This window comes from Verrucosispora sp. WMMD573 (assembly GCF_027497175.1).
Classification (GTDB): Bacteria; Actinomycetota; Actinomycetes; order Mycobacteriales; family Micromonosporaceae; genus Micromonospora.
The window spans coordinates 1,383,370-1,406,885 of sequence record NZ_CP114901.1; the positions used below are offsets into that span (position 1 = coordinate 1,383,370).

Genomic DNA, 23,516 nt, shown 5'->3' on the forward strand with positions numbered 1-23,516 from the left:
GGCACCTGCTCCGCCCAGCCGTCAGGCAGCTGCCCCGCCCTGCTCCCGCAGGAGCGGGCAGGACATGCAGCGGGGGCCACCGCGCCCCGAGCCCAGCTCCGAGCCGGCGATCGGGATGAGTTCGATGCCGGCCCGCTCCAACTGGGCGTTGGTCTCGACGTTGCGCTCGTAGCCGACGCAGAGTCGGGGCGCGAGCGCCAGGGTGTTGTTCCCGTCGTCCCACTGCTCCCGCTCGGCGGTCACCGGGTCGAGCCCGGTGTCGATCACCCGTAGCCGGTCCAGGTCCATCGCGTCGGCGGCGGCCCGCAGGAACGGCGCCGGCCCGTCGACCCGTGGATCCTCGCCGTCGGCGCCGGCGATGACGGTGTACGCCGACAGGCTGCTGGCCACGTTCGGGTACATCAGCACCGCGTCGACGTCGACCATCGTGCAGATCGTGTCCAGGTGCATGGTGGCCCGTTCCTGGGCGATCGGTACGACGAGGATGGTGTGCGCCAGCCCGGCCGCGAAGACCCGCCGCGCGAGCCGCTCGGCACCGGCGGGTGTCGTCCGTTCGCCGACACCGACCGCCAGCACGCCGGGTGCCAGCAGCAGCACGTCCCCGCCTTCCAGGGGCTCCAGGCCCGGACGGTAGACGAACTCGGTGCCGGCGAACCGGGGATAGTGGCGGTAGATCGCGTCGGTCAATGTGGTTTCTCGCCGCCGGGCGGGCATCGCCAGACTCGTCACACCCACCCGGTCACCGATCCACAGTGACGAGTCGCGGGTGAACAGCAGGTTGGGCAGCGGGTCGATGATGAAGTCGTGGCGGTCCATCAGGGTGTATACGAGCCCACCCCGGCGGTCCCGGCCGAGCCGCAACTCCTCGTGGGCCAGGCCGGCGACGAGGACGCCGGCCAACGCGGCCGGGTCGAGGTACGCCAGATGTGCGGCGACCCGGGCGCGCAGGGTGTCGCCGAGCCGGGGCGAGTCGAGCACCTCGTCGGTCAGTTCCGTTCGGGCGGCCGGCACGGCCAGCGTCTCGGTGAGCAGGTCGGTCAGGTAGAGCACCTCTACACCGCGTTCCCGCAGGGCTCCCGCGAAGGCGTCGTGCTCCTCCTGCGCCCGGCCCACCCACGGGATGGCGTCGAAGAGCAGCGAGTCGTTGTTGCGTGGGGTCAGCCTGGCGAGTTCCGGCCCCGGCCGGTGCAACAGGACGGTGCCGAGCCGGCCGACTTCACTGTCCACGTGGTGACTCACCCTCGCAGCGTAGGGCAGGGTTTGGCGGTATCCGGTAAAACAACCGTGGGTGAATATGGCATTCATCCACAGTCATTCCGGCGCTCCGGCTTGCCGACCACCGGGACTGGCAACGTAGGGTAGTGAGAACGTAACTTCGAGGGACCTTTTGCCGGAGGTCGCGATGACTGTTTTCCCCGCACGTCGAGCCGTACCGTCCGCCAGGGCGCTGCCGCCAGTGGCGGTACCGCACCCCCGGGTCGAGTCTCCCGGGGTGGTCGCGACTCCTCGCCCGTCGCCATTGGAGTGGGCCCGCCGCCGTCGGGCGGAGCGGGGCGCGCGACGGTTGGAGGCAGCCGGTGCCCGTGCCCTCGGTCAGCTCGACCATCTCGGGCCGGCCTGGCACGTCATCGACTGGCCCCGTACCGACGCGGCCGATGTCCTCCTCGACGACGAGGCGGACAATCGGGCCGGGTTCCTGGCCATCGGCCCGAGTGGGCTCTTCGCCGTCACCATCGCCGACCACGGCCGGGCCCGCGTCCTGGTCGCCGGTGACGTGGTGCAGATCAACGGCAAGCGCCCGCCCTACGTGGCCGAGGCCCGTCGTGACGCCCGACGGGCGAGCAAGGCGCTGACCGCGGCCGTCGGTCACCCCATCCCGGTGACCCCGGTGCTCACCTTCGTGGGCTCCGGCGTGATCAGCGTCTACGGTCTGCCGAAGGACTGCCTCATGGCGACCCACCGGGAGCTCGACCGACTCCTGGTGGCCGGCGGTAACCGGATCAGCCCGGCCACCGCCGAGAAGCTGTCCCGGGTCGCGCAGCACCCCGGCACCTGGGGAAGCGGCGGTTACCCGCCGGCGGCGGACTACCGGTGGTACGAGGACGGCCGAACGGCCGCTGACAAGCCGACCGGCCACCGGTAACGTCAGCGGCGACGCCACGCGGCCGGGCACGGCTCAGCTCCCGCCGGCCCGCGCCGTCGCCGACCGGGCACTGATCAACACCGACGCACCGTACGCCCAACGCGGTCGGCGGTCGCTGCCGCGACCGGCTAGCGTGGACGTACCGTCGGTGTGCATAGGAGGCTCGGTGGCCCACGTCGAACTCTCGCTCTCGGAAGTGTTCGCGCCCTCCGGGGAGACACCGACAGAGCCTGGGCTCGACAACATCGGCCGCTGGTCGGCCACGGTCTCCAGCGCCGAGGAGCCCTGCCTGCTGATCGACGCCGAGACCCGGGTGCTGGCCGTCTCCACCGCCGGTTGCGAGCTGCTGCAACTGGGTGCGCCGGAGGATGTGATCGGCCTACCGCTGCTCGACGGCGGGTTGCGCCTGCTCGACTTCACCGCCTACCGGGGCGAGTTGGCCGAGCCCGAGATCGACAAGATCCCGCCGCTGCTGGCGCTCACCTCCGGCCGACTGGCCCGGGGGCTGCTCCGGATCGAGTCGGCGACCGAGGAGTCAGCCGACGCGACGGTGGACGCGATCTCCACCCCGGTGGTCGCCGACGGCGCGGTGGCCGGCTCCCTCACCTTCTTCTCCGAGGTCTGACTTCCTCCTACCATGGGCTCGGCCACCTGCCATCCAGAGTTCCCGCCCTGAGGACGACCCCGTGCCGCCCACTTCGCCGTTCCCCGTCGATTCCGATCGGCCCGCCGGCCCCCGGTCCCCTGCCGGGGCCTTCCTCCGACCGTGCCGGCGGCACGGTCGACTGATCGGTGTTGCCACGCTGACCATGTTGGCCGTCGGCTGTGGCACGCCCCCGGAGGTGCGCGACAGCGGCGGTCTGCCGACCCCGGCGCCCAGCCGGGCGACGAGCAGCCCCACCAGCTCCGCCACGCCATCTTTCGGCGCACTTCCGGCTGCCCCTCCGACCACGCCGCCGGCCGATCCGGGTCTGGTCGCGGTGGCCTGCACCGGCGAGCCGTCCGCGAAGCAGATCATCGAGCTGGTGCGCGGCCGTCGTGGGCTGCTGCCCGGTAGCGCTCGGGTCAGCGTCCGCAATGGTCCGTTGTGTGCCGCCGACTGGCACCTGACCACTCTCGACGTCGCCGGATACGAACCACTACAGGTGGTCAGCCGGGCCCGGTCCGGATCCCTGCGCCTGGTGACCGCCGGCACCGACGTGTGCACGGCCGAGGTGCGGGTCGCCAGTCCGGCCGGCATCCAGACCCTGGCCTGTGGCAGTGACGGTGGCGGTCTTGCGGTGCCGGTCACCCCGGCCACGGCATCGCCAACTGCGTCGAGCCCTGTACCTACGCCGTCGGGCTCGTCGCCGACTCCGGGTGCGTAGGCTGAACGCATGCCGGGAACGCCGCCGACCCGTTTCGTCTACCTCGGGCCCGAGGGCACCTTCGCCGAGCAGGCACTACGCACCGTGCCCGCCGCCGAGCGGGGCAGCCGCACGCCGGCCCGCAGTGTCGGCGAGGCGCTGGAGGCCGTCCGCGCCGCCGAGGCCGACGCGGCTCTGGTGCCGCTGGAGAACTCGATCGGCGGCGCGGTCGGGGTCACCCTCGACGAGTTGGCCGAGGGAGAGCCGCTGGTCATCACCCGGGAGGTGATCCTGCCGGTGGAGTTCGTGCTCGGGGCGCGGGCGGGGACCCTGCTGCCGTCGGTGCGCAGCATCGCCGCACACCCCCAGGCGTCCACCCAGTGCCGGGGCTGGCTGCGGACCCACGTGCCCGACGCGATAGTGGTGGACGTACTGTCCAACGGCGCGGCGGCGGCCGGCGCGGCCGACGGTGAGTACGACGCGGCCATCTGCGCACCCATCGGCGCGACCCGACACCGGCTCGCCGTCCTGGCCGACAAGATCGCCGATCACCCCGACGCGGTGACCCGCTTCGCGCTGCTGTCGCGGCCCGGTCCGCCTCCGCCGCCCACCGGCGACGACGTGACGTCGCTCGCCGTCTACATCGCGCACGACCGGGTGGGCGCGCTGCTGTCCGTGCTGATGGAACTGGCGGTCCGGGGCGTCAACCTGACCCGGATCGAGTCCCGACCGACGGGCGAGGCCCTCGGCCGTTACGTCTTCTTCCTCGACTGCACCGGTCACGTCGCCGACGTCCGGCTGGGTGAGGCGTTGCAGGGGCTACGTCGGGTCTGCGCCGACGTACGCTTCCTCGGCTCGTACCCCCGGCACCGATGGGACGGATCGACGCCGGAACGGCCGGTGACCGCACCTCCGGGTCTCTCCGACGCCGACTACACCGATGCCGCCGCCTGGCTCGCCCGCCTGCGCGCCGGTGAGCTGACCTGAGCGACCCGGATGCCGCCGGCCGACGCAGCCGGGCCGGCTGCGGGCAAGCCCTGCGCGCCTCGGCCTACCGGAACAGGCCGCCGAGCACGCCGCCCTGATCCTGCTGGCCGCTGCCCATGATGGGCGGCTCCTCGGAGGGCTGGACGACGACGAAGCCGTGGCCGGCGAAGCTCATCGTGTACGCCTCACCTGTGGTGCGGCCCAGCAGCGTGCCGAGCCCGATCTGGTCGGCCCGGTGGTAGCCGGTCTGCAGGCTCGCCGACCAGCAGACGGCGGCCTGGGGGTCCACGTAGGTGGGCGCGTCGACGTTGAGCACGACCGGCGTCCCCCGGGTGGTGACGGCGATTCTGCCGTGCCCGGTGAAGACGCAGTTGAACAGGCCGGACGACGCCATGCCGGCCCCGCCGACCATTTTGATGTCGTAGCGCAGGGTGGCGTCGAACGCCAGCACGCTGGAGCCGTTGATGGACAGGGCGTCGCCCGGCTCCAGGTCGATGACGTGCACGTCCTTGGCGAAGTCGGCCAGGAAAACGTCGCCGCGTCCGGTGAGCTTCATCAGCGGCACGCCCTCGCCGGTGAGCTTCTGCTTGAGAAAGTTGCCCAGCCCGCCGGAGCCGAGCGCCTGGAACTGCACCTGCCCCTGGTACGCCACCATCGAACCGACCCGGGCCATCGCCTCACCGTCGAGTTCGATCTTCAACATCTTGGAGTTCTGCAACCGCATGCCGGGTTGCGTCGACTCCTGCTCCAGATTCGCCGCCGAGAACAGCTCGCTGCGCATGGTTCCTCCCGTACTCGCCGTACCTGGCCGAGACGGTAGGGCCAGCCCGCAACCCCGGACGCAGGCGTCAACCCCAGCCCAGCTCGTGTAGGCGCGCGTCGTCGATGCCGAAGTGGTGGGCGATCTCGTGCACCACGGTCACGGCCACCTCGTCGACGACGTCCTCGTCGCTGTGGCAGATGCGCAGGATGGGGTTGCGGTAGATGAGGATCCGGTCGGGCAGTACGCCCGCGTAGTCCCAGCCGCGCTCGGTCAGCGCGTGTCCCTCGTACAGGCCGAGCAGATCCTCGCCGGGTGGCGGGTCGTCCTCGACCAGAATCACCACGTTGCTCATCAGCGCCAGCAGTTCCTCCGGAACCTCATCGAGGGCCTCCCCCACCAGCTCCTCGAACCGCTCACGCCCCATCTCCACCGCCACGCTTCCATTCTCCCCGCCCCATCCGCGATCTTGCACTTCCGGTCGCCCCGAACCGGCACAGAAGCCGCGTAACGGAGACCAAAAGTGCAAGATCGGCGCGGAGTGGGAGTGGCGCGGGGTTGGTCAGGTGGTGAGGTGGGTGGTGAGGGTGATCTCGGCGCCGGGGGAGAGCAGGCGGGAGATCGGGCAGTTCTGCTTGGCGGTCTCGGCCAGCTTGGCGAACTGCGCCTGGTCGATGCCGGGCACCTCGCCGACGGTGTCCAGCTCGATCCGGGTCACGGTCATCCCGGCGTCGGTCTTGTCGAGGTGCACCTTGGCGGTGGTCTCCACGGAGGTGGGCGTCGTGCCGGCGTCGGCCAGCGCCTTGGAGAAGGCCATCGAGAAGCAGCCGGCGTGGGCGGCACCGATCAGTTCCTCGGGGTTGGTGCCCTCACCCTCTTCGAAACGGGACTTGAAGGAGTAGTTCCCCTCCAGCCCGCCCTTGCCGGTGCGGATGGTGCCGGACCCCTCGGTGAGGTTGCCCTGCCAACGTGCGGAAGCGGTACGGATAGGCATGCACCTGACGCTAGTCCACCGCGGGCCGGCAGGCGACCGACCGCCCCGGCCGCGTGGTTGTTCCTCGGCGACGCGACCCGGCTGTGTCATGATGCGACCCGGACCTCGCGGCGCGGCGGACAAGCGACCCGGCCATCAGGAGAGGGTGAGTGATGACCCACGACCTCCCCATTCCCCGTCAGGACGACCGCACCGACGGTGCCAGCGTCATCGAGTGGGGTGCGGAGGACGGGTCGCCGGCAACCGGCCGGTTCCGGCGGGCCTTCGGTGGCCTCGGCGGGGACCACCGGGTGCCGGTGGTGCTGGCCGGGCTCGGCGCGGTGGCGGCCCTGTTGTCGCTGCTGGGTGAATGGTCGACGATCACCATCCCCAACGGCGGACCGGCTCCGGACACCCCGCTTCAGGTGACCAGCGGCGTGTCCGACCTCGGGCTGGGCTCGGCGTACCTGGTCGGGCTGCTCGCGCTCGGTGCCACGGTGGCGCTCGCGGTACGCGGTACGGACGCCGTTCGGGCGAATGCCCGGGTGGCCGGGTTGGCTCTCGCCGCGGGTGTGCTCGCGCTGCTGGCGGCGACCGCGACGGCACTCGACGAGACCCTGGGTCGGGGGATGTACCTGAACCCGGAGCTGACCTTCGACATCGAGTACGGGCGCGGTCTGATCATCGCCTTCGTCGCCGTCGGGCTGTTCGCCGCCGCGCTTCTCCGGACCTCGCCCGGACCGGCCGGAGCCCGGCCCGGGTCGGACGGGCCTCGTCGGCGCAACCGCAGACCGGTCGAGGATGCGGAGCCGGAGGAGGACCGCCCACCTGCGGACATAACCGTCACACCGACAGTGCCCTTCGCTCGGGAGGCACCGACCGACTGATTACCGACCCGGTCACGAGGTCATCTCCGGTGCGTCGCCCGTTGGCACCCGATTCGCCTGGAAGCCATGGTTGCGACCGATTGTGCGAGGTACGGTTGCTGCCCGCCGTCACGCCGGGTCGCCGATCGACTAGGTGAACGGCTGGTCGCGACGGCGGCGGGCGAAGGAGGAACGATGACCCGCCCGGGACTGCCCAAGCTGATCGCCACCGACCTCGACGGGACGCTCGTCCGCAGCGACGACACCGTGTCGGCCTTCACTCACGAGGTGCTGGACCGGGTACGCGCCGCCGGTATTCCGGTGGTCGGCGCCACCGGTCGCGGCCCTCGGCTCACCGAGCTGACCCGCAACGACATCCGCGCCGCCGATTTCCTCGTGCTGGCCGGCGGCGGCCGGGTGGTCGACCAGAGCGACCCGGAGGGGCCGGTTGTTTTGCGGGACGAGCGCCTCTCCAGCGAGGTGCTGGCCGCCCTGCTGGCCGAACTGGAGGCCGCGGTCGGCCCGCTGACCGTCATGGTGGAGGCGTCGGACGAGCACGACGCGCCGCTCTGGGGCGACTATCACCCCGCGTGGCCCTATCAGGACGCGTTCGAGGTGCGCAGCCGCGCCGAGTGCCTCGCCGGTGATGTGATCAAGGCGTTCGCACGTACCGCCGATCACCACGTGGACGAGTTGCTGGCCGTCGCCCGGGAGATCGTCCCGCCGCACCTCGCCACCCTCACCCAGGCGGGCCTGGGCTTCATCGAGATCTGCCCACCCGGGGTGGACAAGGCATCCGGGCTCAGCGTCATCGCCCAGACCCTCGGCGTGGACCCGGCGGACGTGCTGGTCTTCGGTGACATGCCGAACGACCTGCCGATGTTCGAGTGGGCCGGCTGGGGCCGGGTGGCCGTGGCCAACGCCCACCCCAGCCTGCGCGCGGTCGCCGACGAGATCACCTTGCGCAACGACGACGACGGGGTGGCGGTCTACCTCGACCGGCTACTGTCCCGGTGATGGATTCCACGCCGCACCTGGTCGCCAGCGACATCGACGGGACGCTGCTGCGCGACGACCGCACCCTCAGCGCCCGCACCGCCGCGGTGCTGGCCCGGATCGCCGCCCAGGGCACCCCGGTCGTCCTGGTCACCGGCCGGCCGATCCGCTGGCTCCGGCTGGTGTACGACCAGCTGGCCGAGCCGCTGCCGGCGGTCTGCGCCAACGGCGCGGTGGTCTACGACCCGACCACCGACGAGGTGCTGCGGGCCGACCCGCTGGCACCGGAGCTGCTCGCCGAGGTGGTGCGACGCCTGCGTGCCGAGGTGCCCGGGGTGAGCCTGGCCGTGGAGATCGTCGACGGTCGGCAGATGCGCCACGAGGCGCACTACCCGTTGCGGTGGGACGCCGACGAGGAGGCGATCCGGGCGGTGCAGACCGCCGAGGAGCTGCTGTCGGCACCGGCGGTGAAGCTGCTGGCACGCGCCGGTGAGCAGGACCCCGACCGGTTCACCCGACTGGTCGCCGCCGCCCTCACCGGGCTCGCGGAGGCGACCCACTCCTCACACTCGGGGCTGGTGGAGATCTCGGCGGCCGGGGTGACGAAGGCAGCCGGCCTGGCCTGGTACTGCCACCGCATCGGCGTCGCCGCGCCGGACGTGCTGGCCTTCGGTGACATGCCCAACGACCTGCCGATGCTCACCTGGGCGGGGCGGGCGGTGGCGGTCGCCAACGCGCATCCGGAGGTGCTGGCGATCGCCGACGAGGTCGCCCCGGCGAACTCGTCCGACGGGGTGGCCGCGTACCTGGAGAAGATCTTCGGGTCGGACTGAGCCGCCCGGCTGCGGCGCGCGACGAGCGTGCCGCAGCCGGATCCGGTCAGAGGTACTGGCCGGTGCTGTGTCCCTCACCGCCCGGCTGCCCCATGCCGGGCATCCCCGGCAGCATCGCCCCGGCCGGCCCGCTGGGTAGCGCCTGCCGACCGGAACGCATCTGCTCCAGCTGCACCCGGGCCGCCATCTGTTGCGCGACCAGAGCTGCCTGGATGCCGTGGAACAGCCCTTCCAGCCAGCCGACCAGCTGGGCGTGGGCGATGCGCAGCTCGCCCTCGCTCGGCGCCTGGTCCTCGGAGAACGGCAGCGAGATCCGTTCCAGCTCCTCCCGCAACTCGGGGGCCAGCCCTTCCTTCAGCTCGACGATCGACCGTTGGTGGATCTCCCGCATCCGGTGCCGGCTGGCGTCGTCCAGCGGAGCGGCCTTGACCTCCTCCAGCAGCTGTTTGATCATGCTGCCGATCCGCATCACCTTGGCCGGCTGTTCGACCAGGCGCGACGGATCCTCACCGGATCCTTCGTCGGTCTGCACGGTGCCGACGGGCCGGCCGTCCGGTCCGACCACCACCACGGTTCCGGAGTGCCCGATACCGTCCCGGTCGGGCTCGTCGTTCTGTCCAGCGGAGCGCGCTTCGGTCATGCCCTCCATCTTTACCCAGCGGTACCCGTCAGCGTCCGGCGGCCCGCTGCTCGTTACCCGGGCCGCACCACCTCCCGGTGGCCCGCGAGCCGCGCTACCGTCGCCCGATGCCCTCCGATCCCCGTTCGGTGCTGACCAGCCCCGCGCCCGAACCGGACGCGACCGTCGCCTACGGCGAACATCCGGACCAGATCGCCGACCTGCGTCGCCCGGCCGGCTCCGGGCCGCCCCGTCCGCTGGTGGTGGTGGTGCACGGTGGTTTCTGGCGCGCGGAGTACGACCGGCGGCACACCGGCCCCCTGGCGAGCGCACTGGCCGCGCTCGGATACCCGGTCGCCCAGTTGGAGTACCGGCGGACCGGTCAGCTCGGCGGCGGCTGGCCCGGCACCCTCACCGACGTGCTGGCCGGCGTCTCCGCGCTGCCCGCGTTGGCCGAGGTCGCACTGTCGGGGCGGGTCACCGCCGCGCCGCCGGTGCTGGTCGGTCACTCGGCCGGCGGGCACCTCGCGCTGTACGCGGCGGCCCACGCACCCGGTGCCGTCGCCGGGGTACTGGCCCTCGCGCCGGTCGCCGACCTGGCCGAGGCGTACCGGCTGGATCTGGACGCCGGTGCCGTGGCCGCGCTGCTCGGCGGGGGACCAGCCGACGTGCCGGAGCGGTACGCGACCACCGATCCACGGTCGCTGGTTCCCCTACGACCACGCACGGTAGTGATGCACGGCACGCTCGATCAACAGGTCCCCATCGATCTCTCTCGAAATTACGTGGCTGCCGCCCGCGCGGCGGGTGCCGATATTCGCCTGATTGAGCTGCCAGAGAGCGAGCATTTCGGACTTATCGCTCCCGGTTCATCAGCATGGCCGGAGGTTACCGGCGCGTTGCGGTCTCTGCACGAAGATCATTAGCCATTGACGCAGCGTCGCCGAGCAGGTAGAACGCCGAAGGGGCGGATGCGCCCGGCAACACATTCGAAGGGAACTCGGTGTCGCAGATGAACCGCAGGCGGGCACTCCAGCTGCTGGCCGCGCTCGGTACGGGCGGACTCGTCGCCGCGTGCGGCTCCGACGCCGAGCCGGAGCTCACCAGCACAGGGAGCCCGATCAAGATCGGGCTTGTCGCGCCGCAGTCGGGTCCGAGCAAGGCGATCGGCGACGAACTCAGCAATGGCTTCGAGCTGTACCTGGACCTCAACGACAGGCGCCTCGGTGGCCACCCGGTCGACGTGGTCACGGCCGACGAGGGCGACAACGTCAAGTCCGGCCAGGCCGCCGTCGAGGGACTACTCAAGCAGGGCGTGCTCGCGCTGACCGGGGTCGCCAGCTCGGCGGTCATGTTCGGCATCAAGGACATCGTGGAGCAGGCCCGGGTGCCGTTGATCGGCTCCAACGCCTCACCGCCGAGCCTGCAGAGCGTCGTCTACATCTGGCGTACGTCGTACGTGCTCGACGAGGCGGGCCGGGCGCTCGGCCGCTACCTGAAGGACGAACTCGCGTCCTCCGACCGGATCGCGACGATCCTGCCGGAAGGGGTGGTCGGCGTCGAGGATGTGCTTCGTGGCTTCCGCGAGGAGTTCGGCGGGTCAGACCCGCGGCTCGCCTCCGAGGTGGTCTGGACCTCCGGCAGCAGCAGCCCCAGCAGGACCGCCTACGTCTCGGACATCAACCGCGCGCTGGCTGGCAACCCCTCGGTCGTCTTCTGCTTCTACTCCGGCACGGCGGCCGTGGAGTTCATCATGCAGCTGCGCGACGCCGGATTCCGGGGCCGGATCTACGCCCCCGGCTTCCTCACCGAGGGTTCGGTGCTGGAGAACATCCGGCCGACTAGCGACGCGCTCGGCATCCGTACCGCGTTGAACTACTCCGCCGACCTGAACAACGCGGCCAACCGCCGGTTCGCCTCGGCGTACCGCAAGAAGCACAACACCTCCCCGACCACGTACGCGATGGCCTCGTACGACGCGGCCAAGGTGCTCGACCAGGCGATCCGGCTTGCCGGCGCGGCACCCACCCCGCAGCAGGTCAACCTCGCGCTCGGGCGGATCGGGCAGATCGACAGCCCACGCGGCGCCTGGCAGTTCAACCAGCCGCGTACGCCACAGCAGAAGTGGTACCTGCGCGAGGTGCAACGTGACGGCCAGGTGGTGTCGAACGTGCTGGTGAACGAGTTGGCCACGCTCGGCTGACAGCGCGAGGCCGTCCCCGGCCCGGGAACGGCCTCGACGGCTGATCGGTGCTCAGTGCCGCAGTTCGGCGATGCAGCACTTCACGCTGCCACCGCCCTTCTTCAGCTCGGCCAACTCCACCGGCACCGGGGCGTAGCCGGCCGCCTTGAGCCGACCGGCGAGCCGGGTGGCCTCGCTGTTGAGTACCACGTTGGCCCCGTCGCTGACCAGGTTCAGCCCGAAGGCGAGGGCATCCTCGTCGTCCGCCAGCACCGCGTCCGGAAAGAGCTGGGCGAGCACCCGCTGACTGGCGGCGGAGAAGGCGCCGGGGTAGTAGACGATGTTGCCGTCGTCGATCGAGGCGAGCGCCACGTCCAGGTGGTAGAAGCGCGGGTCGACCAGCCGCAGTGAGACCACCGGCCGACCGAGCGCCTCCTGCGCCTCGGCGTGCGCCGGCAGCTCGGTACGGAAGCCGTGCCCGGCCAGGATCAGCCCGCCGTGCGCCTCCGGCAGGTACGCGAAGTCACCCTCACCCTCGTTCGTCGCGTTCGGCGCGATGAACCGCCAGCCCTGCGACTCGTAGAAGGCCCGGTGCGAGGCCGCCTCGGCGGCCCGCTGCTGATGCTTGAACTGGGCCCCGTAGACCGTGCCGTCGACCATCAGCGCGCCGTTGGCCGCGTAGACCATGTCGGGCAGGCCGGGTTCGGGTACCAGCAGGTGCACCTCGTGGCCGAGGCCGACCAGGGTCTCGCGCAGGCGGTCCCACTGCTTGACCGCCAGCTCGGCGTCGACCGGGGCGGTCACGTCCATCCACGGGTTGATCGCGTACTCGACCGCGAAGTGCTCCGGGGAGCACATGAGATATGTCCGCTTTCGCGGCACTCGCTGCTGGTTCACGGTGACCAAGGGTAGGTACGCTAGAACTTTGGTAACAGCCGCAAACATTGCTTCCCAGAGGCGGAACATTGCAGATCGACGCCGTTGACCAGCGAATCATTGCGCTTCTTGTTGCCGACGCCCGGGCCTCCTACGCCGACATCGGCACCCGCGTGTCGCTCTCCGCTCCGGCGGTCAAGCGGCGGGTCGATCGACTGCGTTCCGCCGGGGTGATCCGGGGATTCACGGCCGTCGTGGACCCGGCCTCGGTCGGCTGGACCACCGAGGCGTTCGTGGAGTTGTTCTGCGCCGGCCGGACCACTCCGGCCCAGATCGGTGCCGCCGTGCGCCGTCACCCCGAGGTGGTCGGTGCGTACACCGTCTCCGGTGAGGCGGACGCGCTGGTGCACCTCCGTGCCGCCGACATCGCCCACCTGGAGGAGGCGCTGGAGCGGCTGCGGGCCGAGTCGTTCGTCACCTCCAGCCGCAGCACCATCGTGCTCTCCCGGCTGGTCGAGTCCCCGGGCGTCGGCCCCTCCACCGCCTGAGCCGTAACAGCCGGCTCGGGCTGGAACCGAACACGGAGTCGGCGCGTCGAACCGGCCATGAAACGGGGCACCAAGCTCGCCACGGCCTGCGGTTCACTTGTCGCGCTCGCTCTGCTCGCCGGCAGCATGGCCGGGTCACGGCCGCCGTCGACCGGGCCCGGCAACGACGAAGCACCGATGGTGCCGGTCGGCCTGGTCTCCTTCGACTCCTGCGCCGACGCCCTCACGGAGTTGCGGGCGGCGGCGACCGCCTCGGTGGGCCCGTACGGTCTCGCCGAGGACGGGGTGCTGAAGGCGGCGGCCCTCGGCGGCGCGGAGTCGATGGCCCGTACCTTCGCCGGAGCGCCGGGCGACGCCGCCGACCAAGACGCCGGGACGGATTACTCGACGACCAACAACCACGAGGCCGGCGCGGACGAACCCGACCTGGTGAAGACCGACGGCCGACGGATCGTCACCGTCACCGGCGGGGTGCTGCGGGTGGTCGATCCGGTGACCCGCCGCGTCACCGGGCGGCTCGACCTGGCCGACGGCCGGGAGGAGTTGCGCTGGCAGGAGCACCGCCTGCTGCTGCTCGGCGACCACGCGCTGGTACTCGGCGAGGACCCGCCGGGCCCGGCCGACGCGCTGAGCTCGATCAGGCGTCCCGGCGGGACCCGCCTACTGCTGGTCGACCTGGCCGGCCGTCCTGCGGTGCTGGGCACGTACCGCATCCAGGGCAGCACGGTCGACGCCCGGCTGACAGGTGACACGGCCCGGGTCGCGGTCCGGGCGCCGGCCCGGCTTGCGTTTCCGCTGGCGTCCGAGGGCACCGACCAGGTGCGCACCGAGCGGAATCGCAAGGTGATCGCCCGGGCCGGTGTCGAGGCATGGCTGCCGGCGTACGAGTGGACCGCCGGGCCGGAGCGGCACACCGGCCGGGTCGGCTGCGACCGGCTCAGCCGGCCCGACCGGATGACCGGCGCGGCCACCCTCACCGTGCTCAGCTTCGACCTCACCAGCGACCGGCTGGGCGATGGTGACCCGGTGGCGGTGGCCGCCGACGCCGACACCGTCTACGGCACGGCGACCAGCCTGTACCTGGCGGGTCCGCGTCCGACACCGATCACCGGCCGGCCCCGCTGGGAGCCGCTGCCGGCCGAGCAGATCACCGACATCTACCAGTTCGACACCGCCGCGCCGGGGCGTCCCCGCTTCCTGGCCGCCGGCTCGGTGCCCGGTTGGCTGATCAACCAGTACGCGCTCTCCGAGTGGGCGGGGCATCTGCGGGTGGCGACCACCACCGGCGAATTCCGGGATGACGGCACCGCCTCCGAGTCGGCGGTTCGCGTGCTGCGTCACGACGACGGGGCGCTGGTACCTGTCGGCATGGTCGGCGGCCTCGGGCGGGGTGAACGCATCTACTCGGTGCGCTACCTCGGCCCGGTCGCGTACGTCGTGACCTTCCGGCAGACCGATCCGCTCTACGCGCTCGACCTCGCCGATCCGGCCGCGCCCAGGGTGACCGGCGAGTTGAAGATCACCGGCTACTCCGCGTACCTGCATCCGCTGCCCGAGGAACGCCTGCTCGGTGTCGGTCAGGAGGCCGACCGCCAGGGGCGGACCAAGGGCGTACAGGTGTCGCTCTTCGACGTCCGTGATCCCGGGCGGCCGGACCGGCTCGACCAGTGGCACCTGCCCGGCGGGTGGTCCCACGCCGAGCACGATCCGCACGCCTTCCTGTACCGCCCGGACACCGGCCTGGTCGCGCTGCCCGTCGACGCGGGTGTCCGGCTGTTGCGCGTCAGCGACGACACCATCAGCGAGATCGGCGACGTGACCCACCCGGCCGGCGACGGCAGCCGGCGGCAGTGGGGTCAGCCGGTGCGGCGGTCACTTGTGGTCGGCGACGTGCTCTGGACGGTTTCCGAGGCGGGCCTGCGCGCCACCGACCCGGCCACGGCCCGGAGCCTGGCCTGGATCGCCACCACCTGAGCCTTCCTCCCACGCGGGTGGGGTCCGGTTTCTCGGGGTTTCCGGGCCCCACCCGCCTTGACCTCAACCACGCTTCAACTGGTCGACTCCGGTGGGAAGCGGCGGTGAGGGGGAGACATGCGCGCGGTGTGGATTCACGAGTTCGGCGGGCCGGAGCACCTGGTACCCGGCACCGCACCCGATCCCGTACCCGCGCCGGGACAGGTGCTGATCGACGTGGTGCACGCGAACATCACCTTCGTGGAGACCCAGTTCCGGGCGACCGGCTTCGGGCCGTCGGGCGCGACGCTGCCGGTGATCCCGGGCAACGGTGTCGGCGGTCTGATCAGCGGAGTCGGGCCGGGCGTCGACCCGGGACTGGTCGGCCGACGGGTGGTCAGCGGCACCGGCGGCACGGGCGCGTACGCCGAGCGGGTCGTCGTCGACGCGGCGTTGCCGGTGGCGGTGCCGGACGGGATGCCCCTCGACCAGGCGGTGGCACTGCTCGCCGACGGACGTACGGCTTTGCTGCTGGCGGAGGCGGCCGAGCTCGAACCGGGCGACCGGGTGCTGGTCGAGGCCGCCGCCGGTGGGGTGGGCAGCCTGCTCGTTCAGCTCGCGGCCGGTGCCGGAGCGCGGGTGGTCGGCCTCGCCGGCGGTACACGCAAGGTCGAGCTGCTACCGCCGATGGGCACCGAGGTCGCTGTCGACTACCGGGAGCCGGACTGGGTCGGGCGGGTACGGTCGGCGATCGGCGCCGTCGACGTGGTCTTCGACGGGGTCGGTGGCGCGATCGGGCGGGACGCGTTCGACCTGCTCGACCGGGGTGGTCGGATGCTCAGCTTCGGGCTGGCCAGTGGCGAGTGGGCGGGCATCGGCTCGGAGTCCGCCGCCGAGCGGGGCGTGACCCTGGTCCGGCCGACGCCGAGCCCCGCCCAACTACGTGCCTACACCGAGCGGGCGCTGACGGAGGGTGCGGCCGGCCGGCTGCGCCCGGTGATCGGCCAGCGCTTCCCGCTGGCCCGCGCAGCCGAGGCGCACGCGGCGATCGAGGCCCGCTCGACGGTCGGCAAGACCCTGCTCGACGTGCGCTGACCGCGCTCAGAGGTACATGCCGGTGCGATGCTCGCCGCGTCCCGGCTTGTCTCCCTCGCCGAAGAACCGCTTGCCGCCGAACTCGCCGTGCAGGCGGTCGTCCAGCTCGTCGGCGAGCCCGGTCATCACCTGCACCGCCAGCATCAGGTGGGTCGGCTGGAAGTTGCGGCCGAAGACCGGGATCGACGCCCACACGGTGTCGTCGGCACAGTAGAGCCGGCCGATCGGCATCCGGTTGGTCAGCTCGGAGAGCTTGACGTACAGCCGCTCGGTCGGTTCCACCTCGGTCAGCACCGGAGAGAAGACGTCGACAAGCGGTGGATTGTCCCGCACCCGGACGAAGACCATCGCCGAGCCGGCCCGGATGTTGATGTCACCGTCGGAGTCGACCTGAAGCCGGTCGGAGTCCGACTTGAGCATGGTCGACACGACCGTGCGGACCCGCTCGGCCAGATCCAGCACCTCGGTGTCGGCATCGGCCTCGTCGGTTGCGGCCAGCGCCTTCTCCAGCTCGGTGCCAATCTCCCGCGCCAGGTTCGCCGCGCTGCGGGCGGTACCCAGTGCCGCACCGGAGATCGGCTCACCCTCGCCGTCCTCGATCGCGTAGACCAGGAAAGCCGGATGGGGTGCGCCGTAGATGTCGCGCAGGGTGCGGGAGAGCAGCGCGGCCAGCCGGGTGGCCTCGTCCGCCGCGGAATCCAACCCGAACTGGTCCCCCGAACCGTCCACCACGCCCGGCGGTGACCACCCCAACGCGATCATGTCGGCGACCGCCCCACGGTCCAGCCGGTAGCCGGGTGGCAGTGTGGCGTTGCCCACCGCCCGAGCCGCGAACCGGCCGTCGCTGCGCACCTCGACATAGACGGAGTAGACGGCGTCATCGGTGCCGGAGGCGGTCGGGTCGAGGGTCAGTGCCACCTCGGCGCGCGACGGCAGCGTGGACAACCGCTCCGCCAGCGCCTGGGCGAAATCCCGCCACGCCTGGGTCACCTTCGCCCGCAGGTCGGCCGTGCTCGGCTCGTCGAGCAGGATCGACTCGTGCTGCACCGGCGTGCCGGGCGGTGCCGAGGGGTGGTCAGCCGTCATGATCGCCTCCGTCCGTTCCGGTCACCCTACCCAGCACGCTGCCGGCACCGATCAGCGCGGACCGTGATCGGACAACGCTCCGGGGGGCCGTCAGCGGTGGTCGGGTCCGGCCGGGTCGGCCCGGGAGTGCGGGTCGCCGCCGAGTTCCACCGGCCAGGTCGCGACCAACTCGGAGAGCCGGGCCACGGCCACCGCCGGATCCGCACCGCGCCCGACGGCCAGACCGAGCAGGTACGCGGTGACCGGCGCACCGGGCCGCAGCACCTGGTGCGCCACGTCCCGGGCCAGATCCAGCACGGTCGGCACCGGCACCTGGGTCGGATCGAGACCCAGCTCCGCACAGGCGGCCGTGACCCAGTCGTCCAGCACCGTCATCGCGTCCACTCCTCCGCCCGGCGTAGGTCACGCTCAGTGTCGCAGTCGAACCAGGGCGCCGGGCCGGCACCGGGCCAGGTCACCTCGCACACCTTCAGGCCGGCGAGCAGTTCCCGCAGCGGTGCGCCGGTCACGTCACCGCCGCGCCGGACGGTGAGTCGATCCAGCGCCGCCCGCAGGGCGGCCGGCCGCCACACCCCGCACAGCGTCTGCCGCCGCCCCGACCGGTCCAGGTAACAGGCCCCGTCGAAGGTCACCGAGCCCGGCGTCCCGATGCGCGCCGATTCGGCGCTCGACGCTGCCATGCTCGCCGGCCGATCGGACCTGGGACGGTCGACGCCGGTGTCGTGCAGGTGGTTCAGCAGGCTTCCGACGGCGGGCCGGGTCAGCAGGGGCAGGTCGGCGGCGAGCAGGGCGACGGCGGGCACCTCGGTGTCGAGCAGGGCCAGCCCGGCCGCCACGGCGGCCACCGGCCCGCCACCCGCCGGCACCTCCCGGGTCAGCCGCACTCCGGTGATCGCCGGTCCGGGGCCGACCAGGATCCGGGGCGACGCGTCGGCCACCGCAGCCAGCACCCGCTCACGCATCGGCACCCCGCCGACCGGTAACACCGGCTTGTCCAGCCCGCCCATCCGACGCCCCGCACCACCCGCGAGCACCACCGCCGCGTACGCCGTCATGCCACCACGCTAGTGCGCATCGTCGCGACGGAGTCCCCGCCGTGGCAGCCGAGTGGCCGGGCGCTGTCGAGCTGAACGCACGACGAAGCACGCGGGTGGGCGGATCCGGCCGGGCGCGGGTCGGGGCGGCGTGGAGGTCGTCCGGCGATCCGGGGCAGGATGGGTGACGTGGGACGGGCTTCGGATCGACGTGGTGTGGTGCGGGTGGATCTGGACGCGGCCGAGACCGGCCGACGCCGGGTGCGGCGACCCGACACGCTCGCCGCCGAGGAGCCGTTGGAGATCCGGGTCGGTCCCGCCGGACCCGGCCGACGTCCGCCGCTGACCGTCACCATGCGCACCCCGGGAGCCGACCTCGACCTGGCCATCGGTTTCCTGTTCAACGAAGGGCTGATCCGCTCCGCGGACGACGTGTCCACCGCGCAGTTGTGTGCCGGCACCGAGACCCCGAACACCTACAACGTGGTGGACGTGACCCTGGCTCCCGGCGTGCCGGACCCGGTCACGGACCCGACCCGGCACTTCCACACCACAAGCGCCTGCGGGGTGTGCGGCAAGGCGAGCATCGACGCGGTGCGTACCCGATCGATCTTCGATGTCAGCGACGACCCGCTGAGCCTGCCGGCGGAGCTGTTGGCCGAGTTGCCGCAGCGGCTGCGGACCGGGCAGCGGGGGTTCGACCGCACCGGTGGACTGCACGCCGCGGGCCTGTTCTCCACGGACGGCGAGTTGGTGGTGCTGCGCGAGGACGTGGGTCGGCACAACGCGGTCGACAAGGTGGTGGGCTGGGCGGTACGCGAACACCGGCTGCCGCTGAGCGGTCAGGTGCTGCTCGTCTCGGGTCGGGCCAGTTTCGAGCTTACCCAGAAGGCGTGGATGGCGGGTGTGCCGCTGCTCGCCGCGGTTTCGGCGCCGAGCACGCTCGCGGTCGACGTGGCCACCGAGGCGGGCATGACCCTGGTCGGGTTCCTACGGGGACGGACGATGAACGTCTACACCGGCGGACACCGGGTCACCGCCTGACGTGCGGAGCCACCGTCAACGGTTGGCCAGCAGCTCGAACAGCTCCAGCCGGGCCGCGGCGTCGCGGGCGATCAGGAAGCCGGCGATGCCCAGAACCCAGCCGAGCATGCTGCCCGAGGTGCGGACGATCCAGGCGTTGAGCCGGGCCAGCACCGGCTCCACCCAACTCGGCCAGGCCACCCGTGCAGCCAGCAACAGCATCGCCGGCAACACCATGACCAGGCAGTAGCCGCCGAGCAGCGCCACGCTGGTGGGCACGGCCAGGCCGGAGGTGGTGAGCAGGCCCAGCGCGCCGAGGTACGGCAGCATCGTCGCCACCTCGGCCAACGCGGCGAACAGCGCCAGTCCCACCAGCCAGCGGGACGACGAGTCACCGGCGGTCACCCGGTCGCGCCAGCGCAGCACCCGACCCGTACCGGCACCACGCTTGCCGTCGTAACGGAAGCTCAACGCGAACAGGCCGACCCCGAGCACCAGTTGGCCCCAGAGCACCGGCCGGTTGTCCAGCGCACCGCCGAGCAGCTCGGCCAGACCGCTGCCACCGAAGTACAGCAGCAACCCGACCACGAAGTAGAAGCCGGCGATGGTGCCGAGGTAGCTCATCACCCGCCGGACGCTCACCGGCCCCGGGGCGAGCAGCAGCCACACCGGGATGAACAGGGTGCCGATGCTGGTGCTGTCCACCAGCGCCAGGCCGACGAGGGACAGCAGCAGGGCAACGCTCATGCCGTACCGGCGGCAAGCTCGGACATGCGGCGATTATCCGGCATCGCCGACCGGGCGGTGCGCCTCCCCGGCGCGGCGACGGTCACCGAGGACGCCGTCGTGCGCGCCGCCTCGCCCGACGCCGCACTCTCGGCAGACCGGTTGCCGGCCAGCCGTCCAGCCGGGACGGCGGCACTCCCCGGCGGAGCAGATCGTCAAGCAGCACGGCGAGTGAGTAGTCGGGATGCTCGGCCAGTACCCGTTCCAGTGCCACCGCCGCCAACGCGCCCTGCCCGTCGCGCCAGGCGGCGAACGCGAGCAGCGATCCCGGGGCGGCGATCAGCTCCTCGTCGGCCCGGCGCAGCACCTCGGCCCAGAACGCGACGTCCTCGTCCCGGCCGTCGGTGCGCTCCCAGGCGTGGTCGCGTACCGGCAGGTGGGTCAGCAGCAGGCAGAGCCAGGCCAGCTCGTCGTCGGTCAGCCGTTCGCCGGCACGGTGCCGCCGCACCGTGGCCCGCAACGCCGCCGTACCGGCCGCCCGCAGCGCCCGAGCGCCGAGCAGGTCGGTGGGGGGCGCGGCGGCCAACAGGTCGGTGAGCCGCTGCTCCGCCCGCTCGACCGCGTGCCGCATCGCCTCCCCGCCGGCCGGCGCCACCTGCGCGGCGAGTGCCGCCCGGTCCGGTAGGGCCACCTGCCCGGCGAAGACCGCCGCCGCCGGCACCGCGCTGGCCTGCGGGTCGTACCGGGTGCCCTCCGGCGGACAGCACTCCGGCTCCTCGCAGAGGTAGGACCACCACCGCCCGTCGGTGACCCGCAGCGCGTCGAGCACGGCCAGCCCCGCCTCGGCCAACGCGGCCCGGACCGCGTCCACCGCCGGGGTCACCCGGGCGGCCGGACCGTACCCGACAACGGTGGCCGAGTCGGCACCCTGTCGGGCGGTCACCGCGGCGATGTGTTGACCGGGCTCGTAGGGGTCGGCGTCGCCGGGCAGGTCGCCGCGCGCGACGAAGACGATCCGCCTACCGGACAGCGCCACCACCACGATGCTGTCGGCGGGATGGAAACCCAGCAGGTACGGCACGGCGGCGATGAGGTCGGCGGGAGAGCGTACGGACAGGCGGGGCAGCTCGGTCGAGTTCATGCAGGCAGCCTGCGAGCCAGGGATCGGGCGACGCTGCCCCTGTGGACGACACGCCGGTTATCCACAGTCACACAGAGTGTTCTTGCAGCTCACCCGCAATTGGCGGCTGTGCTGAAGCGGCAGCACCTCGGTAGCGATACGTTGCGGGGATGGACCTGGCGTACCTGCGGGCGCATCCGGAGCAGTTGCCCACCTTCCTGACCCATCAGCGGATCCGGGAGACGCCGGTGTCCGGCGGCGACATCTGCGCGGCCTCCCGGCTGACCCTGGACGACGGTCACTCGGTGTTCGCCAAGACCTGGCCGGAGGGTGCGAAGCGGCCGGTGCCGGCCGGCTTCTTCGCCACCGAGGCGGCCGGGCTGCGCTGGCTGCGCGAGGCCGGTGCCGTCGCCGTACCGGAGGTGCTGGTCGCGTTGCCGGAGCTGCTGGCGTTGGAGTGGGTCGACCCGGGTGAGCCGACTCCGGAGGCGGCCGACCGTTTCGGGCGGGAGCTGGCCGAGTTGCACCGGACCGGCGCCGATGCGTTCGGCGCGCGTTGGCCGGGGTTCATCGGTGCCCTGCCGGCGGACAACACGCCCCACGACGGCCCGTGGACGGAGTGGTTCGCCCGGACCAGACTGCTGCCCTACCTGCGCCGATCGGTCGACGGGGGTGCGCTGACCAGTGCCGACGCCGCCCTGGTCGAGCAGGTCATCACCCGGATCGGCGAGTTCGGTGCTGACGAGCCGCCCGCCCGCATCCACGGTGACCTCTGGCCGGGCAATCTGCTCTGGGGCGATGACGACCGGGTCTGGCTGGTCGACCCGGCGGCGCACGGTGGGCACCGGGAGACCGACCTGGCCCAGCTGGCCCTCTTCGGCGGCCCTCCGCACCTCGACCGGATGATGGCGGCGTACCAGGAGAGCTGGCCGCTGGCCGACGGGTGGCGGGCCCGGGTGCCACTGCATCAACTGCATCTGCTGCTCGTGCACACCGCGCTCTTCGGTGCGGCATACCGCGATTCGGTAACCAGGAGCGCCCGGGACGCCCTCAGCGGGGCGGGTCGCGCTACCGTCGACCGGTGAGCCTGCCCCCGCCCACCGGCCTCGTCGACCGGTACGGCCGCGTCGCCCGGGACCTGCGGGTGTCGTTGACCGACAAGTGCAACCTGCGCTGCACCTACTGCATGCCCGCCGAGGGTCTGCCCTGGCTGGCCGGGCCGCAACTGCTCACCGACGACGAGGTGGTCCGGCTGATCCGGGTCGCCGTGTGCCGGCTCGGGGTCGACGAGGTGCGGTTCACCGGTGGTGAACCGCTCATCCGCCCCGGTCTGGTCGGCATCGTCGAAGCCGTCGCGGCACTCGAACCGCGACCCCGGATATCCCTGACCACGAACGGCATCGGCCTGGACCGGCTCGCCCCTGCGCTGCGTACCGCCGGCCTGGACCGGGTGAACGTCTCACTCGACACGATTGACCGGGAACGCTTCACCCGGCTCACCCGCCGGGACCGGTTGGCCGACGTGCTGGCCGGCCTGGCCGGCGCAGCCGCCGCCGGGCTCACTCCGGTCAAGATCAACGCTGTGCTGATGCGTGGCGTCAACGACGACGAGGCGCCGGCGCTGCTGCGCTTCGCCCTCGACCACGGCTACGAGTTGCGGTTCATCGAGCAGATGCCGCTGGACGCACAGCACGGCTGGGACCGGGGGGCCATGGTCACCGCCGACGAGATCCTGGCCACGCTGCGTGCCGCGTACGACCTCAGCCCGGACCCGACCGAACGCGGCACCGCCCCCGCCGAGACCTGGCTGGTCGACGGCGGTCCGGCCCGGGTCGGCGTGATCGGCACGGTGACCCGGCCCTTCTGCGGCGACTGCGACCGGACCCGGCTCACCGCCGACGGGCAGATCCGCAACTGCCTGTTCGCCACCGAGGAGTCGGACCTGCGCGGCGCGTTGCGGGCCGGAGCCGACGACGAGGAGCTTGCCCGCCGCTGGCGGGCGGCGACGCTGACCAAGCGGGCCGGGCACGGCATCGACGACCCGTCCTTCCTGCAACCGACCCGGCCGATGTCGGCCATCGGAGGCTGACCATGGCCAGCGTCACCGTCCGTTACTTCGCCGGCGCTCGCGCTGCGGCCGGCCGCGCCGAGGAGACCACCGCCGCGGGCCGGTCGCTCGACGAGTTGGTGGCCGAACTGGCCGAGCGGCACGGCGGACGCCTGGTGTCGGTACTGGCGGTGTCGAGTTTTCTGATCGACGGCGTGACCTGTCATGATCGGCGGAAGCCGCTGCCGGCCGGGGCGACGATCGACGTCCTGCCTCCTTTCGCCGGCGGCTGAGGGGGAGCCA

At 72.1% G+C, this 23,516-nt stretch carries 26 protein-coding genes and 1 pseudogene; 16 read left to right on the plus strand and 11 right to left on the minus strand.

The features are described 5' to 3' along the window. Positions 1–21: 21 nt before the first annotated feature. Complete coding sequence (locus O7601_RS06410; RefSeq protein WP_281565301.1) at positions 22–1,239, minus strand: arginine deiminase; 1,218 nt, start codon at positions 1,237–1,239, stop codon at positions 22–24. Positions 1,240–1,402: 163 nt separating this feature from the next. Between O7601_RS06410 and O7601_RS06415 the strand changes: the two genes are divergently transcribed. The 4 genes and pseudogenes from O7601_RS06415 to pheA all read left to right on the plus strand — a co-directional run bounded on the left by O7601_RS06415 (position 1,403) and on the right by pheA (position 4,476). Then, the gene (locus O7601_RS06415) at positions 1,403–2,143 is read left to right on the plus strand and encodes a hypothetical protein (RefSeq protein WP_281565302.1); all 741 of its coding nucleotides are present in this window, start codon (positions 1,403–1,405) and stop codon (positions 2,141–2,143) included. 166 nt (positions 2,144–2,309) lie between these two features. Next, positions 2,310–2,768: a PAS domain-containing protein gene (locus tag O7601_RS06420; RefSeq protein ID WP_281565303.1), complete on the plus strand. Its 459-nt coding sequence runs from the start codon at positions 2,310–2,312 to the stop codon at positions 2,766–2,768. Between the two features lie 184 nt (positions 2,769–2,952). Continuing rightward, a pseudogene (locus O7601_RS06425) lies at positions 2,953–3,405 on the plus strand (hypothetical protein); the annotation flags it as partial. A 114-nt stretch (positions 3,406–3,519) separates the two neighbouring features. Beyond that, complete coding sequence (pheA, locus tag O7601_RS06430) at positions 3,520–4,476, plus strand: prephenate dehydratase (RefSeq protein WP_281565304.1); 957 nt, start codon at positions 3,520–3,522, stop codon at positions 4,474–4,476. A gap of 64 nt (positions 4,477–4,540) precedes the next feature. On the opposite strand, the gene O7601_RS06435 is transcribed toward pheA, so the two are convergent. The 3 genes from O7601_RS06435 to O7601_RS06445 all read right to left on the minus strand — a co-directional run bounded on the left by O7601_RS06435 (position 4,541) and on the right by O7601_RS06445 (position 6,230). Then, the gene (locus O7601_RS06435; RefSeq protein ID WP_093410827.1) at positions 4,541–5,257 is read right to left on the minus strand and encodes an AIM24 family protein; all 717 of its coding nucleotides are present in this window, start codon (positions 5,255–5,257) and stop codon (positions 4,541–4,543) included. Positions 5,258–5,324: 67 nt separating this feature from the next. Beyond that, positions 5,325–5,669, minus strand: coding sequence for a metallopeptidase family protein (locus O7601_RS06440; protein WP_281566818.1), 345 nt, complete (start codon positions 5,667–5,669; stop codon positions 5,325–5,327). A gap of 129 nt (positions 5,670–5,798) precedes the next feature. Next, positions 5,799–6,230, minus strand: coding sequence for an OsmC family protein (locus O7601_RS06445; protein WP_281565305.1), 432 nt, complete (start codon positions 6,228–6,230; stop codon positions 5,799–5,801). A gap of 152 nt (positions 6,231–6,382) precedes the next feature. Here O7601_RS06445 and O7601_RS06450 point away from each other — a divergent pair, with 152 nt between their 5' ends. The 3 genes from O7601_RS06450 to O7601_RS06460 all read left to right on the plus strand — a co-directional run bounded on the left by O7601_RS06450 (position 6,383) and on the right by O7601_RS06460 (position 8,904). Further along, entirely contained in the window at positions 6,383–7,096 is a 714-nt protein-coding gene (locus O7601_RS06450; RefSeq protein ID WP_281565306.1) for a hypothetical protein, read from the plus strand. Between the two features lie 174 nt (positions 7,097–7,270). Further along, positions 7,271–8,092 (plus strand): HAD-IIB family hydrolase, encoded by an 822-nt coding sequence (locus O7601_RS06455; protein WP_281565307.1) that lies wholly within the window; start codon positions 7,271–7,273, stop codon positions 8,090–8,092. After that, positions 8,092–8,904: an HAD family hydrolase gene (locus O7601_RS06460; protein WP_281565308.1), complete on the plus strand. Its 813-nt coding sequence runs from the start codon at positions 8,092–8,094 to the stop codon at positions 8,902–8,904. The genes O7601_RS06455 and O7601_RS06460 overlap by 1 nt, the downstream gene beginning before the upstream one ends. Before the next feature lie 46 nt (positions 8,905–8,950). Here O7601_RS06460 and O7601_RS06465 read toward each other — a convergent pair whose 3' ends face one another. Further along, positions 8,951–9,553, minus strand: coding sequence for a bacterial proteasome activator family protein (locus tag O7601_RS06465; protein ID WP_281565309.1), 603 nt, complete (start codon positions 9,551–9,553; stop codon positions 8,951–8,953). Between the two features lie 98 nt (positions 9,554–9,651). On the opposite strand from O7601_RS06465, the gene O7601_RS06470 reads away from it, so the two are divergent. Together O7601_RS06470 and O7601_RS06475 are read left to right on the plus strand one after the other, a co-directional pair. Further along, positions 9,652–10,449: a prolyl oligopeptidase family serine peptidase gene (locus O7601_RS06470; RefSeq protein WP_281565310.1), complete on the plus strand. Its 798-nt coding sequence runs from the start codon at positions 9,652–9,654 to the stop codon at positions 10,447–10,449. Positions 10,450–10,526: 77 nt separating this feature from the next. Continuing rightward, on the plus strand, positions 10,527–11,726 hold the full coding sequence (locus O7601_RS06475; protein WP_281565311.1) for an ABC transporter substrate-binding protein: 1,200 nt from the start codon (positions 10,527–10,529) through the stop codon (positions 11,724–11,726). Positions 11,727–11,777: 51 nt separating this feature from the next. On the opposite strand, the gene ddaH is transcribed toward O7601_RS06475, so the two are convergent. Then, positions 11,778–12,611 carry a dimethylargininase gene (gene ddaH, locus O7601_RS06480; RefSeq protein WP_348650232.1) on the minus strand — a complete coding sequence of 278 codons (834 nt, stop codon included), beginning with the start codon at positions 12,609–12,611 and terminating at the stop codon, positions 11,778–11,780. A gap of 59 nt (positions 12,612–12,670) precedes the next feature. Between ddaH and O7601_RS06485 the strand changes: the two genes are divergently transcribed. From O7601_RS06485 to O7601_RS06495, 3 genes are all read left to right on the plus strand, one after another. Next, the gene (locus O7601_RS06485; protein ID WP_281565312.1) at positions 12,671–13,129 is read left to right on the plus strand and encodes an Lrp/AsnC family transcriptional regulator; all 459 of its coding nucleotides are present in this window, start codon (positions 12,671–12,673) and stop codon (positions 13,127–13,129) included. Between the two features lie 57 nt (positions 13,130–13,186). After that, a complete protein-coding gene (locus O7601_RS06490) occupies positions 13,187–15,103 on the plus strand; it encodes a beta-propeller domain-containing protein (RefSeq protein ID WP_281565313.1) in 1,917 nt (638 codons plus the stop codon). A gap of 117 nt (positions 15,104–15,220) precedes the next feature. Then, positions 15,221–16,177, plus strand: a complete 957-nt coding sequence (locus O7601_RS06495; protein WP_281565314.1) for a zinc-binding dehydrogenase — start codon at positions 15,221–15,223, stop codon at positions 16,175–16,177. A gap of 6 nt (positions 16,178–16,183) precedes the next feature. Here O7601_RS06495 and O7601_RS06500 read toward each other — a convergent pair whose 3' ends face one another. The 3 genes from O7601_RS06500 to O7601_RS06510 form a co-directional block, all read right to left on the minus strand. Then, entirely contained in the window at positions 16,184–17,263 is a 1,080-nt protein-coding gene (locus tag O7601_RS06500) for a hypothetical protein (RefSeq protein WP_281565315.1), read from the minus strand. A 90-nt stretch (positions 17,264–17,353) separates the two neighbouring features. After that, the gene (locus O7601_RS06505) at positions 17,354–17,638 is read right to left on the minus strand and encodes a DUF6457 domain-containing protein (RefSeq protein ID WP_281565316.1); all 285 of its coding nucleotides are present in this window, start codon (positions 17,636–17,638) and stop codon (positions 17,354–17,356) included. Continuing rightward, entirely contained in the window at positions 17,635–18,318 is a 684-nt protein-coding gene (locus O7601_RS06510; protein ID WP_281565317.1) for an NTP transferase domain-containing protein, read from the minus strand. The genes O7601_RS06505 and O7601_RS06510 overlap by 4 nt, the downstream gene beginning before the upstream one ends. Positions 18,319–18,486: 168 nt before the next feature. On the opposite strand from O7601_RS06510, the gene fdhD reads away from it, so the two are divergent. Beyond that, on the plus strand, positions 18,487–19,341 hold the full coding sequence (fdhD, locus tag O7601_RS06515; protein WP_281565318.1) for a formate dehydrogenase accessory sulfurtransferase FdhD: 855 nt from the start codon (positions 18,487–18,489) through the stop codon (positions 19,339–19,341). A 15-nt stretch (positions 19,342–19,356) separates the two neighbouring features. Here the strand turns inward: fdhD and O7601_RS06520 are convergent, their stop codons facing one another. Together O7601_RS06520 and O7601_RS06525 are read right to left on the minus strand one after the other, a co-directional pair. Further along, positions 19,357–20,067 carry a GAP family protein gene (locus tag O7601_RS06520; RefSeq protein ID WP_281565319.1) on the minus strand — a complete coding sequence of 237 codons (711 nt, stop codon included), beginning with the start codon at positions 20,065–20,067 and terminating at the stop codon, positions 19,357–19,359. An 82-nt stretch (positions 20,068–20,149) separates the two neighbouring features. Further along, positions 20,150–21,187, minus strand: a complete 1,038-nt coding sequence (locus O7601_RS06525) for a DUF4192 domain-containing protein (protein ID WP_281565320.1) — start codon at positions 21,185–21,187, stop codon at positions 20,150–20,152. Between the two features lie 149 nt (positions 21,188–21,336). Between O7601_RS06525 and O7601_RS06530 the strand changes: the two genes are divergently transcribed. The 3 genes from O7601_RS06530 to O7601_RS06540 are packed head-to-tail and all read left to right on the plus strand — an operon-like array spanning position 21,337 to position 23,506. After that, positions 21,337–22,251 carry a fructosamine kinase family protein gene (locus tag O7601_RS06530; RefSeq protein ID WP_281565321.1) on the plus strand — a complete coding sequence of 305 codons (915 nt, stop codon included), beginning with the start codon at positions 21,337–21,339 and terminating at the stop codon, positions 22,249–22,251. Next, positions 22,248–23,255: a GTP 3',8-cyclase MoaA gene (moaA, locus tag O7601_RS06535; RefSeq protein WP_281565322.1), complete on the plus strand. Its 1,008-nt coding sequence runs from the start codon at positions 22,248–22,250 to the stop codon at positions 23,253–23,255. The genes O7601_RS06530 and moaA overlap by 4 nt, the downstream gene beginning before the upstream one ends. 2 nt (positions 23,256–23,257) lie before the next feature. Beyond that, entirely contained in the window at positions 23,258–23,506 is a 249-nt protein-coding gene (locus tag O7601_RS06540) for a MoaD/ThiS family protein (protein WP_281565323.1), read from the plus strand. Positions 23,507–23,516: the final 10 nt, after the last annotated feature.

Coding starts and splice junctions, on each gene's coding strand:
- O7601_RS06500 (WP_281565315.1), bottom strand. CDS start 17,263: ATGACGGCTGACCACCCCTCGGCACCGCCCGGCACGCCGGTGCAGCAC.
- O7601_RS06510 (WP_281565317.1), bottom strand. CDS start 18,318: ATGACGGCGTACGCGGCGGTGGTGCTCGCGGGTGGTGCGGGGCGTCGG.
- O7601_RS06415 (WP_281565302.1), top strand. CDS start 1,403: ATGACTGTTTTCCCCGCACGTCGAGCCGTACCGTCCGCCAGGGCGCTG.
- O7601_RS06435 (WP_093410827.1), bottom strand. CDS start 5,257: ATGCGCAGCGAGCTGTTCTCGGCGGCGAATCTGGAGCAGGAGTCGACG.
- O7601_RS06495 (WP_281565314.1), top strand. CDS start 15,221: ATGCGCGCGGTGTGGATTCACGAGTTCGGCGGGCCGGAGCACCTGGTA.
- O7601_RS06465 (WP_281565309.1), bottom strand. CDS start 9,553: ATGGAGGGCATGACCGAAGCGCGCTCCGCTGGACAGAACGACGAGCCC.
- pheA (WP_281565304.1), top strand. CDS start 3,520: ATGCCGGGAACGCCGCCGACCCGTTTCGTCTACCTCGGGCCCGAGGGC.
- O7601_RS06540 (WP_281565323.1), top strand. CDS start 23,258: ATGGCCAGCGTCACCGTCCGTTACTTCGCCGGCGCTCGCGCTGCGGCC.
- O7601_RS06455 (WP_281565307.1), top strand. CDS start 7,271: ATGACCCGCCCGGGACTGCCCAAGCTGATCGCCACCGACCTCGACGGG.
- O7601_RS06445 (WP_281565305.1), bottom strand. CDS start 6,230: ATGCCTATCCGTACCGCTTCCGCACGTTGGCAGGGCAACCTCACCGAG.
- O7601_RS06530 (WP_281565321.1), top strand. CDS start 21,337: ATGGACCTGGCGTACCTGCGGGCGCATCCGGAGCAGTTGCCCACCTTC.
- O7601_RS06490 (WP_281565313.1), top strand. CDS start 13,187: ATGAAACGGGGCACCAAGCTCGCCACGGCCTGCGGTTCACTTGTCGCG.
- O7601_RS06470 (WP_281565310.1), top strand. CDS start 9,652: ATGCCCTCCGATCCCCGTTCGGTGCTGACCAGCCCCGCGCCCGAACCG.
- O7601_RS06450 (WP_281565306.1), top strand. CDS start 6,383: ATGACCCACGACCTCCCCATTCCCCGTCAGGACGACCGCACCGACGGT.
- O7601_RS06525 (WP_281565320.1), bottom strand. CDS start 21,187: ATGAACTCGACCGAGCTGCCCCGCCTGTCCGTACGCTCTCCCGCCGAC.
- O7601_RS06505 (WP_281565316.1), bottom strand. CDS start 17,638: ATGACGGTGCTGGACGACTGGGTCACGGCCGCCTGTGCGGAGCTGGGT.
- O7601_RS06460 (WP_281565308.1), top strand. CDS start 8,092: ATGGATTCCACGCCGCACCTGGTCGCCAGCGACATCGACGGGACGCTG.
- O7601_RS06520 (WP_281565319.1), bottom strand. CDS start 20,067: ATGAGCGTTGCCCTGCTGCTGTCCCTCGTCGGCCTGGCGCTGGTGGAC.